Consider the following 17,183-nt stretch of genomic DNA (forward strand, 5'->3'; position numbering starts at 1 on the left):
CCCTCGTCCGGTTGGAGAGGGCAATTAGGCTATAGTTGGATAGTTTAATATTTAAATATACGTATTTTTATAAAAGTTGCAATATTTTATTAAAAAAAGTTACAAAAATTATGAAATTATCATTTTAAATTTTTTAAAAAGTATTAATTATAACTTTTTATTGCTGAAAAAATAATGTCTTTCTGGCGTGATGCATTGATTTAACGGGATGTCAAATTCATCAGTTACAAGTTTTTCTTCTAAAGGAGGAAATAGAGATAAGCCAATTTTTAAAACATCTTCTTTACAAGTGCTTAAAAACCTATCATAAAAACCACCTCCGTAGCCAATTCTATTTCCATCTTCATCAAAAGCTAAAAGCGGGACAAAAACAACATCAATTAAATCACTTTGAATAAGATGCCCATAAACAGGTTCTGGTATATGATATTCATTTTTACGCAAAATAGTTTGATAATGATCAAAAACTACATTTTCTAGTTTTGACTCTTTAAAATTAGTTCTCGGGATAACAATTTTTAGATTGGGATATTGATATTTAAAAAAGGAAAGTATCTCAAAGGTATCTACTTCGTTATTTTCTTTTATAGGTAAAAAAATGTGCACACATTGGTAAACAGACCAATCTATGGATTTTATACGTTCTAAAATTTTATCATTTAAATCCCAAAATTCTGATTTACTGAGGCTTAAGCGCTTTAACCTCATTTTATTTCGAATTTCCTTTTTCAAATTAAGCGTGGATATTTTAAAGCACTAATATAAAGATTAGAAACAAAAAACGGCCTCTGTTTCAAAGAAACGAGACCGTTATCAACCTAAACCTAAATATGAAAATCTTAATTTTTTACTCTTTCTATATAGCTACCAGTTGCAGTATCAACCTTTACTTTATCACCTTGATTGATAAACAAAGGCACTCTAATTTCTACACCTGTTTCAACGGTTGCTAATTTGGTAGCATTTGTTGAGGTATCTCCTTTTACAGCTGGCTCTGTATAAGTGATTTCTAACTCTACAGAATGTGGTGCCTGTGCCATAATAGGTTCTTCGCTTTCAAAAGCGATGATAACATTCATACCTTCTTTTAAGAAACGGGCAGCATCACCAAATAAGAATTTAGGAATATTAAATTGCTCATAAGTGCGATTATCCATCACCACAAAGAAATCACCATCATCATACAAATACTGGTAGTCATTGGTTTCAACACGGCAAATTTCAACCTCTTCATCAGTACGGAAACGATATTCAACCAATTTACCTGTTTTTACGTTACGCATTTTAGCTTGATAAAATGCTCTTAAATTACCTGGTGTACGATGAATAAATTCTTCAACTGCAACTAAATCACCGTTAAATCTTAAGATATTACCGTTTTTAATTTCTGATGCTTTTGCCATGTTTGAATGCTTAATTTTGGGTGTGCAAAGGTATAATTAAATATTTTATATATCAACAATATTATAGGGTTTCTGTTTTTAAGCTTTATTACTTATAATCTGCTAAGTATAAATGGTTTTCAGTGAAAGCATACTCTTGTGGCTGGTTAGAACCAATTAATACCAAACGATTTTGCGAGTATTTTTTAATCATTTCTAAATACCAATTACTACCTTGCTCATCTAAATTGGCAGTTGGTTCATCTAGAATAAGAATAGGTGTATCAGATAAAAATGCTAAAGCCAATTTTACTCGCTGTTTCATCCCTGATGAAAAGTATTTTACAGCTTTGTTTTTATTAGCTACCATATTTAAGATAGCTACAACATCATCATCAGATTGATGTAAGAACCGCTTTTTGAAAGAGAAATGGAATTTTATAATTTCCTGAAGTGTAAAATCTTCTATCAATTCTAAATAGGGTGCTGCTATACTGATATGCTCGAAAATATTTTCTACCTCTATCGGGTTTCCTTCACAATCTTTATAACTAATGATGCCAGCACTAGGAGCTAAAGATCCAGAAATGATTTGTAATAAGGTTGATTTACCAGAACCATTAATTCCTAACAAAGCATAGGCGTTACCAGAAGAAAAGGTATAGTTGATTTCTTTAAAAATCCACTCGCGGTTAAAGCGCCTACTTACTTGGTTAAGAATAATCTCCATAAAGAGATTGATTAAGAATTACCGAAACCCTTCATCACACCACGGTTAGAGTTTCTAATGAAATTAATAATCTCATCACGCTCTTCTGTTGGTTTGAAATCGGCCTCTATAATATCTAATGCTTTAGTTACATTATTGTGCTTAACAAAAAGTACACGATAAATTTCCTGGATCTCGTTAATTTTTTCTGATGTAAACCCTCTTCTTCTTAAGCCAACAGAGTTGATACCGGTATAAGAAAGTGGTTCACGAGCAACTTTTACATAAGGTGGTATATCTTTACGTACCAAAGAACCTCCGGTTACGAAAGCATGAGAGCCTACCTTACAAAACTGGTGTATTGCAACCATACCTGCAAGAACCACATTATCACCAATAGTGATATGCCCAGCGAGGGTTGTGTTGTTAGAGAAAATACAATTATCACCAACTTCGCAATCATGTGCTACGTGACAATAAGCCATTAACAAGCAGTTATTACCAACTCTTGTTTCCCATTTATCATTTGTACCACGGTTAATGGTTACATACTCTCTAATGGTAGTATTATCGCCAATGATGGCTAAAGTTTCTTCGCCGGCATATTTTAAATCTTGCGGAATAGCAGAAATAACAGCTCCAGGAAAAATTTTGCAATTTTTACCAATCCTAGCGCCATCCATGATGGTAACATTAGAACCTATCCAGGTTCCCTCGCCAATTTCTACGTCTTTGTGTATAACCGCAAAAGGGTCTATAACTACACTGTTAGCAATTTTTGCCTGTGGGTGTATATAAGCTAATGGTTGTATCATGAAGGTGTATTGGTTTCTCTAACTTTACTTATTTGCGCCATCATTTCGGCTTCTACCACAACGGTTTCACCTACCATACCAATACCTTTCATTTGTGCAATGCCTCTTCTAATAGGTTCCATTAAATCACATCTAAAAACTATGGTATCGCCAGGTAGAACCTGTGCTCTAAATCTTACTTTGTCTATTTTTAAGAAATAAGTAAGGTAATTCTGGGGGTCTTCTACTGTACTTAAGACTAATATACCTCCGGTTTGCGCCATGGCTTCTATTTGAACTACTCCGGGTAAAACAGGTGCTCCAGGGAAGTGCCCTTTAAAGAACTCTTCATTCATGGTTACGTTTTTAACCCCCACAACATAAGTTTTGGTAAGTTCTAATATCTTATCGATAAATAAAAACGGTTGTCTGTGTGGCAAAATCTCCATGATTTTGGTAATATCATAAAGTGGTTTTGCTTGTGGATCATACACATGTTGCGTTTTTTTCTTTTTTTCTTTTTTGATGGCTGCTTTAATCTTTTTGGCAAAAGCTACGTTGGCAGCATGCCCCGGACGAGCAGCCATAATGTGTCCTTTGATAGGTGTACCAATTAAAGCTAAATCGCCTATCATATCTAGTAATTTATGACGAGCAGGCTCATTTTGATAACGTAGTTCTATATTATTTAGAATACCTTCTCTGGCTACCTTTATCTCATCACGGTTAAAAGCTGCGGCTAACTCTTTTAACTCGCTTTCTTCTATTTCGTGGTCTACAATAACAATAGCATTGTTAATATCACCACCCTTAATAAGGTTATGCTTTAAAAGCATCTTAAGCTCATGTAAAAAAACAAAAGTTCTACAAGAGGCAATCTCATCATTAAATTCTCCTATGTTAGAGATAGTAGCGTGTTGACTGCCTAAAACTGGCGAATTATAATCTACCATACAGGTAAATCTATAATCGTCTAAAGGCATAGCCACCATTTCTACTTTTCTATCATCCTCAGAATAATGGATATTATGAGGAATATGATAATACTCCCTATCTGCATCTTGCTCTACAAAACCTACAGATTCTAAAGCTTTCACAAACTCTATAGAGCTGCCATCTAAAATAGGTACCTCAATACCGTCTAGCTCTATCATCACATTATCAACATCACAGCCTACTAAAGAAGCTAAAACGTGTTCTGTTGTGCTTACACTTGCTCCGTTTTGAGATAAAGTAGTACTTCTTGATGTATCGGTAACGTTATCAACGTCTGCGTCTATGATAGGTTGTCCTGGTAAATCAACTCTTTTAAACTTGTATCCATGATTTTCCGGAGCTGGCTTAAAAGTTAAGGTAACTTTTGCACCAGTATGTAATCCTACTCCGCTTACGCTGATTTCTGATTTGATAGTTCTTTGCCTAAGATTCATACTGTAGTGTTATTTATTAGTGGTATTATCCTGAAGTTCTTTAAGTATACGCTGCAAATCTTCTATTTTTTTCTCCATTTCTGGAAGTCTTTGGATAATTACCTGAGACCGCATGTAATTTTGATAGGTTGTTGCTGGTGCACCACCCCACTTTTTATTCTCTTCTTCTATAGATTTATTAATACCAGATTTAGCTTGTATTTGTGTGCCTTTTGCTAAGCTGATGTGCCCAACAATGCCAACCTGACCGCCAATGATACAGTTTTCGCCAACCTTTGTACTACCAGAAACTCCCGTTTGCGAGGCAATTACCGTATTGGCTCCTACCTCTGCATTATGGGCAATTTGTATGAGGTTATCTAATTTAACACCTTTACGGATAACCGTAGAACCCATAGTTGCTCTATCTATACAAGTATTGGCACCAACTTCTACCCAATCTTCAATGACAACATTACCAATTTGGCTTATTTTATGGTAAGAGCCATCTGCTTGTGGAGCAAAACCAAAGCCATCACTTCCGATTACGGCATTACTATGGATAATGACATTGTTTCCTATAATACAATCATGGTAAACTTTTACACCAGAAAATAGAGTTGTTGAAGCACCTACCTCTACATTATCACCTAAAAAAGAATGAGGATAAATTTTTGCTCCATCGCCAACTTTTGCATTAGCACTGATGTAGGTAAAAGCACCAATAAAAACATCTTTACCTATAACGGCATCTGGGTGGATAAAAGAAGGTTCTTCTATACCAACTTTATTGAGTTTAAGGGTATTGTATTTCTCTAACAAAATAGAGAAACTACTGTAAGCATCATCAACCCGGATAACTGTTGCTTTAACAGGCTGGGTTAACTCTAAATCTTTATTTATAATTACCGCAGAAGCTTGGGTAGTATAAAGATGAGATTCATACTTGGGATTAGCTAAAAAAGAAAGACTGCCCTCATTGGCTTCTTCTATTTTTGCTAACTTAAAAACTATTGCATCAGGGTTACCTTCTATGGTTCCATTTAGCAATAAACTAACCTCTTTTGCGGTAAATTGCATTTGGCAAAATTAACTGATAATATGAAATGAACAAATTGTTAGGTTAAAATCAAGTTAACAAAGTTATACTTTTAAATAACAAAGGAAATTTTTTGTTACCACCTTTGATAGGGCTTCTAAATTAGAATTATCAGAAACTGCCGCTATATCCTCAATTTGCCCACTTTTTAATAAAACTTTTATACTACCGTTACCAACTTTATAAGCCATATTATTGATGGTATCACTAAAAATAAAATAAGCAGATTCTTCCTCGTTAATATTCAGTTTATCTATAATATGTGCTTTAATTTTAACCAACTTAGCAGCATCTGGCAAAGCATTATCTATTTCTACCTTATAAAGGTTTCTTTGGATAAGATTTTTACAAAGTGTACTCAAAATAAAATCATCATGATTTTGCCAAACTTTCACTACCGCCATCATATCATGATCGTCTAACTTAGCAAAAAAAGAAAGATGCTCGCTATCTTCATTAAAATCATCTTCAAGAATATCTTGATATAAAAAATGACTTAAAGCTGGCGTTGCAAAAAGATTTACATCGGCCTTAGCCAACTCTCTTGCCCTTTTTAGAATTTTAACCAACAATTGCTCTGCCGCAACTACTGTTTTATGCAAATAAACTTGCCAATACATCAGCCTACGAGCTATCAAAAATTTCTCGATGGAATAAATGCCTTTTTCTTCTACTACCAAAGAGCCGTCTTTAACGTTTAGGAGTTTAATGATACGGTCTGAGCTTACCATGCCTTCGGTAACACCACTAAAAAAACTGTCGCGGTTTAAATAATCTAAGCGGTCTAAATCTAGCTGACCAGAAATAAGTTGTGACAAAAATTTCTTAGGGTAGCTATTATTGAAGATAGCCAAAGCCATATCTAACTTACCATGAAATTCTTGATTTAAACGCGACATGAATAAACGGCTAATGCGCTCGTGAGAAACGTTTGGCACCAAAGAATGCTCTAAAGCATGAGAAAAAGGACCATGCCCAATATCATGTAATAAAATAGCAATACAAGCCGCTTCTTCTTCTTCTGGGGTAATGCTGTGGCCTTTAGTTTGCAAATGCTCTACCGCTAATTGCATCAAATGCATAGCCCCTAAAGCATGATGAAAACGGGTATGCAATGCACCTGGATATACCAAATGAGTCATCCCTAGCTGCTTAATATATCTTAAGCGTTGGAAATAGGGATGCTCTATCAAATCAAAAATTAAATCTGTTTTGATACTGATAAAACCGTAAACCGGATCGTTGATAATTTTATTCTTATTCAAAAGGAAAATATATAAGGCACAAATTTTGTTATTTTTATTGATGCTGTATGCATTAATATACAATATTTACAGCATTTTTATATTTTAACTGATAATAAATAGAATTAAAGATATGCAAACAGCCAATATTTTATGGGCAGATGACGAAATAGATCTTTTAAAACCACACATTTTATTTCTTAACGAAAAAGGATACCATATTGATACCGCAACTAATGGAAACGATGCATTGGAAATCTTTAAATCTAAAGATTTTGATTTGGTTTTTCTAGACGAGAATATGCCTGGCTTAACTGGCTTAGAAACTTTAACTTCTATTAAAAGTACTAATCCGGATATTCCTGTGGTAATGATTACCAAAAGCGAAGAAGAATACTTAATGGAAGATGCCATTGGCGCAACCATTGACGATTATTTGATAAAGCCGGTAAATCCTAAACAAATACTGTTAACCATTAAAAAGTTAATAGATAATAAGCGTTTAATAAGCGAAAAAACTTCTATGGCTTACCAACAAGATTTTAGAACGCTTGGTATGACCTTGAACGATAATTTAAACTATCAGGAGTGGATTGATGTATACAAAAAGCTACTGTTTTGGGAAATTAAACTAGAAAAACTAGAGGATGCCGGTATGCATGAAATTTTAACCATGCAAAAGGCAGAAGCAAACGCCCAATTTTGCAAGTTTGTAGAGAAAAATTATGCCACTTGGATAAACGACCAAGATAATGGTCCAACTTTTTCGCATCAATTATTTAAAAAGAAGGTTTTCCCAGCTTTAAGTGAACATATTCCAACCTTTTTTATTGTTATTGATAACCTGCGTTACGACCAATGGAAGGTGATAAACCCTTTAATTGCTGAATATTTTAGGTTAGAAGAAGAAGATAGCTATTTTAGTATCCTACCAACAGCAACACAATATGCTAGAAATGCTATTTTTTCTGGCTTGCTGCCTTTAGATATGGAAAAACGTTTTCCAAACTTATGGCAAAATGATGAGGATGAAGGTGGTAAAAATTTACATGAAGAAGAGTTTTTACAAGACCAAATCAAGCGCTTACTCCGTAAAGACATCAAATACTCTTACCATAAAATATTAAATCAAGACCAAGGGAAAGATTTAAACGACTCTTTAGCTAACCTCATGGATAATGATTTAAACGCTATTGTGTACAATTTTGTGGATATGCTATCCCATGCCAGAACAGATATGCAAATGATTAAAGAATTGGCTAATGATGATGCAGCATATCGTTCTTTAACTTTAAGCTGGTTTGAGCACTCGCCACTTTTAGACCTTTTGAAGAAACTGTCGCAAAAGAAAGTGAAAGTAATGATCACCACAGACCATGGTACTATTAGAGTAAAACACCCAAGTAAAGTTATTGGCGATAGAAATACCAATACCAACTTACGCTATAAACAAGGAAAAAACTTAAACTATAACAGCAAAGAAGTATACCATGTAAAAAATCCACATGAGATACACTTACCAAAATTGCATGTAAGCTCTAGCTTTATTTTTGCTAAAGAAGACAGCTATTTTGTATACCAAAATAACTATAACCAATTTGTTAACTTTTATAACGAAACGTTCCAGCATGGCGGAATTTCTTTAGAAGAAATGATAATTCCGTTTGTAACATATAAGAATAAATAAATTATCGCTTATTTTTACATTATGCAAATAAGCGTTAAAAGTTTATCAGAACTTACAGAAGCAGCAAAACAAATTATAGAAGCTGCCGGCGAAGAAAAAATTTTTACTTTTTATGGAGAGATGGGAGCCGGTAAAACAACTTTGATAAACCATTTATGCCAGCAATTGGGTGTAGAAGAACATACTTCTAGTCCTACTTTTTCTATTGTTAACGAGTATAAAGGAAGTGACAACGCCATTTATCATTTTGATTTTTATCGTATTAAAAATGAAAGTGAAGCTTTTGATTTGGGTTATGAAGACTACTTTTACTCTGGACATTATTGTATGATAGAATGGCCAGAAAAAATAGCCGATTTGATTCCGTACCACCACGTAAGAATTAAAATTTATCCTGTTACAGAAACAGAAAGATTAATAGATATCCAGAAAATATCCTGATATGAGTTCAACCCTGATGAGCGGTTTTTCTGAAGTGGCCAAACAGGCCCTTTACCAGCCCCAAGAGGCTATGGCAGAAATTAAAAGTAAAAAAAACCAACTCTATATTGGTATCCCTAAAGAAACCTCTTTCCAAGAAAACAGGATTGCTTTAACACCATTATCGGTAGCGTTGTTGGTAAATAATGGCCATAAAGTAGTTATAGAAGCTGGTGCGGGTTTGGCTGCAAATTTTTCTGATAAAGATTATTGCGAACAAGGTGCTCATATTGTTTATGACACCAAAGAGGTTTACCGGGCAGATATTATTCTAAAAATTGCGCCTCCTACAAAAAGCGAAATCGAAATGATGAAGCATTCGCAGATTATTTTTTCTGCCCTGCAAATGGCTACCATCAATAAAGAAGATATACAAGCTTTAATGGCCAAAAAAATTACCGCTTTAGCTTTTGAATACATCAGAGATGATGGAAATGTGTTAAGCGTAGTACGAGCTATGAGCGAAATTGTAGGCGCCACCTCTATTTTAATAGCTGCCGAATATTTAAGTAATGTTTACGGCGGCAAAGGGTTAATGCTAGGTGGTGTAACCGGAGTACCGCCAACAGAAATTGTGATTTTAGGTGCTGGTACCGTTGGAGAATATGCCGCCCGTACCGCTATTGGCCTAGGTGCTGAGGTTAAAGTTTTTGATTCTTCTTTATACCGGTTAAGAAGACTTCAGAACAATATTGGTAGTAGGGTTTTTACATCTGTCATACAACCTATTGTTTTAGAAAAGGCAATTAGAACTTGCGATGTAGCCATTGGTGCTATAAGGGCTTCACATGGCAGAAGCCCATGTATTGTAAGTGAAGAAACCGTGGCTAAAATGAAACCCAATTCTGTTATTATAGACGTAAGTATAGACCAAGGTGGATGTTTTGAAACATCTGAGGTTACCAACCATAAAAACCCGGTGTTTAGAAAATACGATGTGATACATTATTGTGTACCCAATATAGCATCAAGAGTGAGTAGAACAGCAACTTATGCACTTACAAATATTTTCACCCCAATTTTAATTGATATTGGCGATTTAGGCGGTATCAATAACCTCATTTGGGAAAAACATGGTATCAGAAACGCTGTTTATATCTTTCAAGGTTCTATGACTAATAAAGATTTAGCAGAACGTTTTAATTTACCGGTTAAAGATTTAGACTTACTCTTGGTTTCTAACCGTTAAAAAAGGCTTATTTTTTGCAATCATTCTTGAAAAACCTAGAATGATGAAGAAAATTATTGCTAAAGCTAAGTTCATTTTTAAAATCATTATCAAAAGTTTTAATGCCTTTATGGCCGATAAAGGCTTAAAACTTAGTGCGTCTCTTTCTTATTATACCATTTTTTCTTTAGGCCCCATGCTGGTGGTTTTGCTTTCTGTTGCAGGCTTTTTTTACAAAGAAAAACAGGTTTTAAGAGAAAAAGTATTTGAAGAAATTCAAGGTTTCATTGGTACCGAGGCTGCTTTACAAGTGCAAACACTTCTTAAAAATCTCGCCCTTTCAGGAGATAGTGTAGTAGCCATTGTTATGGGTATAATTACTTTATTGATAGGCGCTACAGGTATTTTCGTAGAGATACAAGATTCTATCAATCAAATATGGAAAGTAAAGGCCGTACCTAAAAAAGGTTGGCTTAAGTTGCTAAAAAACAGGTTTCTATCGCTATCTATGGTGGGTAGCTTGGGTTTTTTATTAATCGTTTCGCTTATCATCAATGGAATGGTGTCTGCCATTAGCACAGTTCTCAGTAATCATTTACCAGAAAACACCTTGTTTTTGTTTGATGTAGTTAATTTAATGATTACGTTTTTAGTGCTAGTTTTCCTATTTAGTATTATTTACAAAGTTTTGCCCGATGCAGAAATTCCTTGGAGAGGTGTTAGAACAGGAGCTATTTTCACATCCCTACTTTTTATGTTAGGAGAATACTTAATAAGACTTTATATAGGATATACTGCCGTAGGCTCAGTTTATGGCGCAGCAGGTACTATGGTAGTTATTGCGGTTTGGGTGTACTATTCGGCGGCCATTTTATTTTTTGGCGCCGAGTTTACCAAGGTTTATGCAGAAGAAAAGGGCGAACGAATAAAACCATCATCTCATGCGGTTTATATTAAAATGATAGAGGAAGAACAACATGTTACCTATATCCCTAAAGAAGAAAACTAAATACTACTACTATGATGCACTTTTCCAAAATGCTTAATTTGAGATTTTACCTTATCTCCTTTAATTTTTAATTGGATGATAAAATCATAATCTTCTTCTTGTAATTCTTTTAATGATAATTTTGCCCCTAAAGCTTCGGCTATTTTAATAACTGTATTGCTATGGCCAACAACTAATATCCTTTTACCTACCAATTCTTGCTTCACTCTTTTAGCTAAAAAAGCGGTATCGTGGGCCTCATAAAACTCTATACCCAAGTCTAAATGCTTAGCTAAAGGCGCAGCAGTTTCTTGGTTTCTTTTGTAAGGAGTTGTAAAAATATGCCCGATTTTTTCTTTTGCCAGATAAGTTTTTAAATCCTCTGCTCTTTGTTTACCTAACTCATTTAAAGATGGGTCTTGATTTTTCTTATCCTGTGTTTGTTTTTCGGCATGTCTTACAATATAAACAGTGGTGCTATGTTGCGCAAAAGCTTGCTGTAATACTAAAAAACAACCCAGAAAGAATAACAGTTTTTTCATTTTAGTAGTTTAAGTGTATAAAAGTTAAAAGTTGTTCAACATCGGTACGTACGGCTGATACTGGGGCAATAAAATTATTATTGAGATAAGAGAAAGCGTACTTTTTACCCGATTTGCCTATCAAATAACCTACTAAGTTATAGTTGTTAGATAAACTGCCTGATTTTGCAAAAACAAAGCTATTAGCACTTGTTTTAAACATGTTTTTTAAAGTCCCTGTTTTGTTTCCAGCTGCCAATAAATCAAAAAGTTTATCATCGTTACTTACTTTTTGTCTTAATTTTTCTAAGATTTTAATACCAAACGCTGGGCTTATTAAATTTAATCTGGATAATCCAGAACCATCTACCCAGCTATAGCTATTTTTAGCTATATCAGTAAAAAGCTCTTGTTGTGCTTTTTGGATGATAAGATTTGCATCCATGTTTAATTGTTGTTGCGTAGCATAGTTTAGTAACAGTTGTTCTGCCAAAAAATTATCGCTGCTTTGAAGCATTTTTTTGTAGACAGAATCAGCCTTAGCGTTATAGATAATTTTAGCATCAGCTGGCACTGGTCGCCACGGTAAAGTACTAACAGAAGATGTGATTAAACCTGTTGCTAACAAAGTATCGGTTAACAAGCTTTCTTTGATATTGTTATTAAAGCTAATAGGAATAAGCTGTTTATATCCCGGATTGAGCTGCTCTGGAACAAGAATATTATTGTTATAGAGATTTCTTTTGATGCTTTTTAACGATTTCTGAACGCCCTTCTCGCTATAATAAAGTGATGCTAAATCAGGCAACATGCTAAAAGTTCCGTCGGTATTTTGGCTACATATCACCATATTTTTATACATCGGGAAATCTGTAATTTCTACCTGATAGCTTTCGTTATAATCATCCCAAAACCAGCCTTTACCAAATTTTTCGCCTTTATATCGCCCACTTACTAGATAAATATTTTTGCCAGAGTTTTTCAAAAAATCAAAAGCGGGTTGGTCTTTAAAATCAGGGTTTAAGAAAGTTGGGTCGGCCATTGGCCATATCATTAAAGAGTCTCCTTTGATAGTATATTGGAAACTAGGTACAGAATCGGCTAGGAAATGCAGCCCTGCATAAAAATTGAGTAATTTGGTAGTTGATGCCGCTGTGAAGGGTTTATCAGCGTTAAGCTCATAAACAACTTGATTTTTTTCTAAATCTTTTAATACAAAACCAATATGATGGTTTTTTTGAGCCAATAAATCAAATTGATGATCTATTTGTTGTTTGCTTGTGGTTACAGATTTTTTAGCAGTACAAGCTGTTATAAAAGCGCACAGAAAAAAAAAGTATATAACTCTAATCATATTTAAAAGAAGGTTTAGAATTAAAAATCTATCATCATGTTAAAAAAGCTTGGCGTCTATAATCATTAGCTTTTAATTATTAAATTGCTTGTTACCAATGATACCCATTTTAAACTTAAAGCTTTTAGTAATATTTATAATTGCTTTTTTCTCATTTATCGAGCCAAATTATGCTGATGATGCATTTGGTTTCAAAGGTAAAAGAAAAAAAGAACAACTACCTTTTACTAAAGCTGGCGGCTTAATTGTTATCAAAACTTATATCAACCAAAAAGGACCGTTTAATTTCATCTTAGATTCTGGTGTGGGTTTAATGGTTATAACAGATCCAGCTTTAAAAGACTCGCTAAAACTTAATTCGCTAAGAAAAATAAACATATCTGGTTTAGGAGAGATAGAAGAGCTTTCTGCCTATTTAGCGCCATCTTTACAAATAAATATTGGTAGTACAGAGGCTAAAAGTTTAGGAGCAGCCATTTTAGAAAAAGATTTGCTCAATTTATCTCAACATGCTGGCATCCCTATTCATGGTTTAATAGGGTATGATTTTTTTAACAGTTTCACCATCAAAATATACCATCAAGCCGGATATTTAACTCTGCTTAAGAAAAGTATCCAACCCAAACTTAAAAACGGCTTTAAAATCCCCATAACGATAGAGAAAAACAAACCTTATTGCCAAGCTCAGGTTCATGTTAATGATACCACTTATCAGCTCAAGCTGATTATTGATAGTGGCGCTGGACATACTTTAGCCTTAGAATCTTTAAACGGATTTAATTTTCCTATTCCAACAGAAAATTTAAAAACCATTTTAGGAATAGGTTTAGGTGGTAAAATTAATGGTTCTATTGCCCGTGTAAACGAATTTACTTTGCAAAATTTAAAGCTGCAAAATTTGATTACATCGTTTCCGCTGTATGATGATGTAGCTGCAAAAATATTAACTGTACCTCGTAGCGGAAGTATAGGAAACAGGCTTCTTAAACAGTTTAACGTTACTTTTAATTATCACCATGGATATATCTATCTTAAAAAAATCAATAAAACTTTTCCAGATTTAGAGCATGATATGAGCGGGATGGATATAGTTGCTGTTGGTGATAGTTTTAACCGTTATATCATTAATAGAATTGATGAAAACTCGCCTGCTACAGCCGCAGAGCTTTTGGTTGGCGATGAAATTATCGCTATCAATTTTAAGCCTACCCGTTTAATGACTTTAGATGAAATTACAGAAATATTAAGATCAAGAAGCGGACGCGGTGTACTGTTAGATGTTGTAAGAGGACAAGAATTTTATAGGGCTATCATTGAGTTAAAAAGAAGAATTTAAACATCTAAATGTATAATAAAAGTGGTGCCTTTATTAACCTCACTATGCACACTTATTTTTGCTCCCATTTCTAAAACGTGGGTATGTACTAAATATAATCCAACGCCTTTCGCATCTGGGTGCTTATGAAAAGTTTGGTGCATTTTAAAAATTCTATCTTTAACTTTCTCGGCGTCAAAGCCTAAACCATTATCTTCAATAATCATCTGTTTACGACCATCAACTACTTTGGTATAGATGTTTATAAGCGGATATTCATCGGGCTTGGCGTATTTAATGGCATTGGTGATGAGGTTCAAGAAAATACTTTCTAGGTATGTTTTGTTAAAATCAATAGTTGAAAATGCACTAAAATCTGTATTTACTTTGGCTTTAGCCTGATGTAATAAATGTTGTATAGAGCCTAAAACATTAGCTAAAACTTGGTCTAGTTCAAGTTCTTCTTTAGCTCCTGTAACTCCATCCTGTGCTTTTAAATCTTGCAAATAATTATCCAACATCGTTTTTAACTGATGGGTAGAGGATTCTAAAAGCTGTATCAATTGCTTGGTTTCTTCATCTTCTATTTTATGGGTATCTAGAAGCCTAAACAAAGCAATTAAATTATTTACTGGCGAGCGTAAATCATGCGAGGTAGTTCTTGCAAAATGTTTAAGATCTTGGTTAACCTTAGAAATTTCTGTTAAAAGACGATTTTTTTCTTCTTCTAATTTCTTCTTAGCAGTGATGTTTTTAGCAATTGCATAGATGTTGTCTTGATCGTTAACAATGATGGATGTCCAAGAAAACCAAATGATTTTTCCGCTTTTGGTGATATATCTATTTTCAAAATTTAATAATCTGCTGCCTTCTTTTAATTCGTCTCTAGCGGTTGTGGTTATTGATCTATCATCAGGATGGATAAAAGTTGAGATAGGATTAGCTAACAATTCTTCTTGTGTATATTCTAATAATGCAGAAACTGCCGGATTTATCTTTTTAAAATATCCATCAAAGCCTGCTATACAAAGTAAATCGGGTGTATTGTTAAAAAAAGTATCTAATTGTAAGAAGTTTTCCCACTGTTTACGGGTAATACTCACAAAACTTTCGTTTTCCTGCATTTTAAAATCGCTTTCCATAAATGCGTTAACTTAAATTTCAATAAATATAGTTTATTATACTAATTATTAAAAAATAAGCTAAAAAAATTAAGTTATCCTGATACAAAACAACAATTTAAAAAAATTTTCATTTTGGCTGTAACATTCTTCTAAAAGCTACAGTCTTAGAGATATAAAACTTAAAAATTAACCTTAAAAAAATTTAATCATGAAAACTAAAAACTTTTTAACTGCAATTGTTTGTTTTGTTCTTTTAAGTGTATCTACACTGGTAATGGCTGATGAGAAAAACATCGATAAAAAAAGCATGAGCTTTAGCATTGGAACTTACATTGATGTATTAAAATCTGGATATAGCGCAGATTATGCTTCTATTATTGCCTACGATGCTAAATTCAATATCAATAGAAATGGCAATACCGTTACCCACTACAAAGCAGAAGAATTAAAGTTTAACAACAATAAAAACAATGCTGCTACTCAAAACTGCACTATTTCTTATAAAGTTATAACTGCTAGTGATAACTATGCATTAGTAACCGTTAGTATGCAATACGAGAATTTTACTAGAGAAAATATTGTTAGTTTATCAAAAATCAAAGATTCTTGGAAAATCACAGAAGTAAACTCTGTATTTAAATAAAATAGATAAAAAAGATGTGTGTAAAATCCTGAGTTTATCAACTCAGGATTTTTTATTTCTACACCAATCAATAAGGCATAGCTTTTGAACAATGAAATTAAACATCGCCTATGCTTATTCATCAATACAAAACAGTACGTCAACTATCAGAAGAAATTTGTTTGCCACTACAAACAGAAGATTACGTTGTACAGCCTGTTGTTGATGTAAGTCCACCTAAATGGCATTTAGGGCATAGCACCTGGTTTTTCGAGACTTTTGTTTTAAAACCATACTTTCCAAATTATCAAGAATTTAATCCTCAATACAATTTTGTTTTTAATAGCTATTACGAAACCCTAGGTGCTCGTGTGATAAGAACAGACCGCGGAAATTTGAGCAGACCCACTGTTAGTGAAGTTTACCAATACCGTAAGCATGTTGATGAAGCTATGTATGAACTTTTGCAGCAAAACTTTACTGATGAAGCTCAAGAACTTCTTATTCTGGGTTTAAACCACGAGCAACAACACCAAGAGCTATTATGGTACGATATTAAATACATCTTGGGGCATAATCCATTGTTTCCCGCTTACGCTGATGAGCATATAGAAAACGGACTTTTTACTGTTAGTAAGCAAACAGATTGGCATTACTTTCCAGAAGGTTTATATCAAATTGGTTATCAAGAAGATGGTTTTTGTTTTGATAATGAGTTGGCTCCACATCAAGTTTATTTGCAGCCTTTCTATTTGGCCGCAGATTTAGTGAGCAACCAAGAATATTTAAACTTTATTGATGCTGGCGGCTATCAAGATTTTAGGTTTTGGCATCAAGAAGGGTGGGATTGGGTTCATAAAAATCAAATTAAAGCACCGCTATACTGGCACAACATCAATAATCAATGGCAAACATATACTTTAAGTGGTTTAAAAAATATTCATCCAGAATATCCAGTTATGCATATCAGCTACTACGAAGCTGCTGCCTATGCAGCTTGGAAAGGCTGTCGCTTAGCAACCGAGTTTGAATGGGAAGCTGCATCATCAAACCTTAACTGGGGCCAACTTTGGGAATGGACAGAAAGCGCTTATCTTCCTTATCCGGGCTTTAGCAAAGCCCCGGGAGCTATTGGCGAGTATAATGGCAAATTTATGGTGAATCAAAAGGTTTTAAGAGGTGCTTCTATAGCTACTGCTGCTGGGCATCAAAGAAAAAGTTATCGTAATTTCTTTCATCCGCATTTGCGCTGGCATTATAATGGTATAAGGCTGGCAAAGTAATTTA

The 17,183-nt window shown here is 34.0% G+C and carries 17 protein-coding genes; 7 read left to right on the plus strand and 10 right to left on the minus strand.

What is annotated here, in order from left to right; all coding sequences use genetic code 11:
- Positions 1-147: 147 nt before the first annotated feature.
- The 7 genes from GJJ64_RS09900 to GJJ64_RS09930 form a co-directional block, all read right to left on the minus strand.
- On the minus strand, positions 148-732 hold the full coding sequence (locus GJJ64_RS09900) for a 5-formyltetrahydrofolate cyclo-ligase (protein ID WP_154287633.1): 585 nt from the start codon (positions 730-732) through the stop codon (positions 148-150).
- Positions 733-839: 107 nt separating this feature from the next.
- The gene (gene efp / locus GJJ64_RS09905) at positions 840-1,403 is read right to left on the minus strand and encodes an elongation factor P (protein WP_154287634.1); all 564 of its coding nucleotides are present in this window, start codon (positions 1,401-1,403) and stop codon (positions 840-842) included.
- Positions 1,404-1,491: 88 nt separating this feature from the next.
- A complete protein-coding gene (locus tag GJJ64_RS09910; protein WP_154287635.1) occupies positions 1,492-2,112 on the minus strand; it encodes an ABC transporter ATP-binding protein in 621 nt (206 codons plus the stop codon).
- An 11-nt stretch (positions 2,113-2,123) separates the two neighbouring features.
- Positions 2,124-2,906: an acyl-ACP--UDP-N-acetylglucosamine O-acyltransferase gene (gene lpxA, locus GJJ64_RS09915; protein WP_154287636.1), complete on the minus strand. Its 783-nt coding sequence runs from the start codon at positions 2,904-2,906 to the stop codon at positions 2,124-2,126.
- Positions 2,903-4,315, minus strand: a complete 1,413-nt coding sequence (locus tag GJJ64_RS09920) for a bifunctional UDP-3-O-[3-hydroxymyristoyl] N-acetylglucosamine deacetylase/3-hydroxyacyl-ACP dehydratase (RefSeq protein ID WP_154287637.1) — start codon at positions 4,313-4,315, stop codon at positions 2,903-2,905. The genes lpxA and GJJ64_RS09920 overlap by 4 nt, the downstream gene beginning before the upstream one ends.
- Positions 4,316-4,324: 9 nt before the next feature.
- The gene (gene lpxD / locus GJJ64_RS09925) at positions 4,325-5,374 is read right to left on the minus strand and encodes a UDP-3-O-(3-hydroxymyristoyl)glucosamine N-acyltransferase (RefSeq protein WP_154287638.1); all 1,050 of its coding nucleotides are present in this window, start codon (positions 5,372-5,374) and stop codon (positions 4,325-4,327) included.
- A 63-nt stretch (positions 5,375-5,437) separates the two neighbouring features.
- Positions 5,438-6,658, minus strand: a complete 1,221-nt coding sequence (locus tag GJJ64_RS09930) for an HD domain-containing protein (protein ID WP_154287639.1) — start codon at positions 6,656-6,658, stop codon at positions 5,438-5,440.
- Between the two features lie 112 nt (positions 6,659-6,770).
- Here GJJ64_RS09930 and porX point away from each other — a divergent pair, with 112 nt between their 5' ends.
- From porX to GJJ64_RS09950, 4 genes are read left to right on the plus strand one after another with little or no spacing between them, the layout of a single operon-like run.
- Positions 6,771-8,324 carry a T9SS response regulator signal transducer PorX gene (gene porX, locus GJJ64_RS09935; protein WP_154287640.1) on the plus strand — a complete coding sequence of 518 codons (1,554 nt, stop codon included), beginning with the start codon at positions 6,771-6,773 and terminating at the stop codon, positions 8,322-8,324.
- Positions 8,325-8,345: 21 nt separating this feature from the next.
- A complete protein-coding gene (gene tsaE / locus GJJ64_RS09940; RefSeq protein WP_154287641.1) occupies positions 8,346-8,765 on the plus strand; it encodes a tRNA (adenosine(37)-N6)-threonylcarbamoyltransferase complex ATPase subunit type 1 TsaE in 420 nt (139 codons plus the stop codon).
- 1 nt (position 8,766) lies between these two features.
- On the plus strand, positions 8,767-9,993 hold the full coding sequence (locus tag GJJ64_RS09945; protein WP_195759268.1) for an alanine dehydrogenase: 1,227 nt from the start codon (positions 8,767-8,769) through the stop codon (positions 9,991-9,993).
- A 40-nt stretch (positions 9,994-10,033) separates the two neighbouring features.
- Entirely contained in the window at positions 10,034-10,981 is a 948-nt protein-coding gene (locus GJJ64_RS09950) for a YihY/virulence factor BrkB family protein (RefSeq protein ID WP_229655507.1), read from the plus strand.
- On the opposite strand, the gene GJJ64_RS09955 is transcribed toward GJJ64_RS09950, so the two are convergent.
- On the minus strand, positions 10,978-11,502 hold the full coding sequence (locus tag GJJ64_RS09955; RefSeq protein WP_154287643.1) for a SixA phosphatase family protein: 525 nt from the start codon (positions 11,500-11,502) through the stop codon (positions 10,978-10,980). The genes GJJ64_RS09950 and GJJ64_RS09955 overlap by 4 nt on opposite strands.
- Position 11,503: 1 nt before the next feature.
- Positions 11,504-12,835: a D-alanyl-D-alanine carboxypeptidase gene (locus tag GJJ64_RS09960; protein WP_154287644.1), complete on the minus strand. Its 1,332-nt coding sequence runs from the start codon at positions 12,833-12,835 to the stop codon at positions 11,504-11,506.
- A gap of 97 nt (positions 12,836-12,932) precedes the next feature.
- On the opposite strand from GJJ64_RS09960, the gene GJJ64_RS09965 reads away from it, so the two are divergent.
- The gene (locus GJJ64_RS09965) at positions 12,933-14,171 is read left to right on the plus strand and encodes an aspartyl protease family protein (RefSeq protein WP_154287645.1); all 1,239 of its coding nucleotides are present in this window, start codon (positions 12,933-12,935) and stop codon (positions 14,169-14,171) included.
- On the opposite strand, the gene GJJ64_RS09970 is transcribed toward GJJ64_RS09965, so the two are convergent.
- Positions 14,168-15,292 carry a sensor histidine kinase gene (locus GJJ64_RS09970; RefSeq protein WP_229655508.1) on the minus strand — a complete coding sequence of 375 codons (1,125 nt, stop codon included), beginning with the start codon at positions 15,290-15,292 and terminating at the stop codon, positions 14,168-14,170. The two genes, GJJ64_RS09965 and GJJ64_RS09970, sit on opposite strands and share 4 nt — an antisense overlap.
- 190 nt (positions 15,293-15,482) lie before the next feature.
- Here GJJ64_RS09970 and GJJ64_RS09975 point away from each other — a divergent pair, with 190 nt between their 5' ends.
- Positions 15,483-15,917 carry a nuclear transport factor 2 family protein gene (locus tag GJJ64_RS09975; protein WP_154287646.1) on the plus strand — a complete coding sequence of 145 codons (435 nt, stop codon included), beginning with the start codon at positions 15,483-15,485 and terminating at the stop codon, positions 15,915-15,917.
- 110 nt (positions 15,918-16,027) lie between these two features.
- Positions 16,028-17,179, plus strand: a complete 1,152-nt coding sequence (gene egtB, locus GJJ64_RS09980) for an ergothioneine biosynthesis protein EgtB (protein ID WP_154287647.1) — start codon at positions 16,028-16,030, stop codon at positions 17,177-17,179.
- Positions 17,180-17,183 lie beyond the last annotated feature (4 nt).

Source organism: Pedobacter puniceum (assembly GCF_009674685.1).
Taxonomy (GTDB): domain Bacteria; phylum Bacteroidota; class Bacteroidia; order Sphingobacteriales; family Sphingobacteriaceae; genus Pseudopedobacter; species Pseudopedobacter puniceum.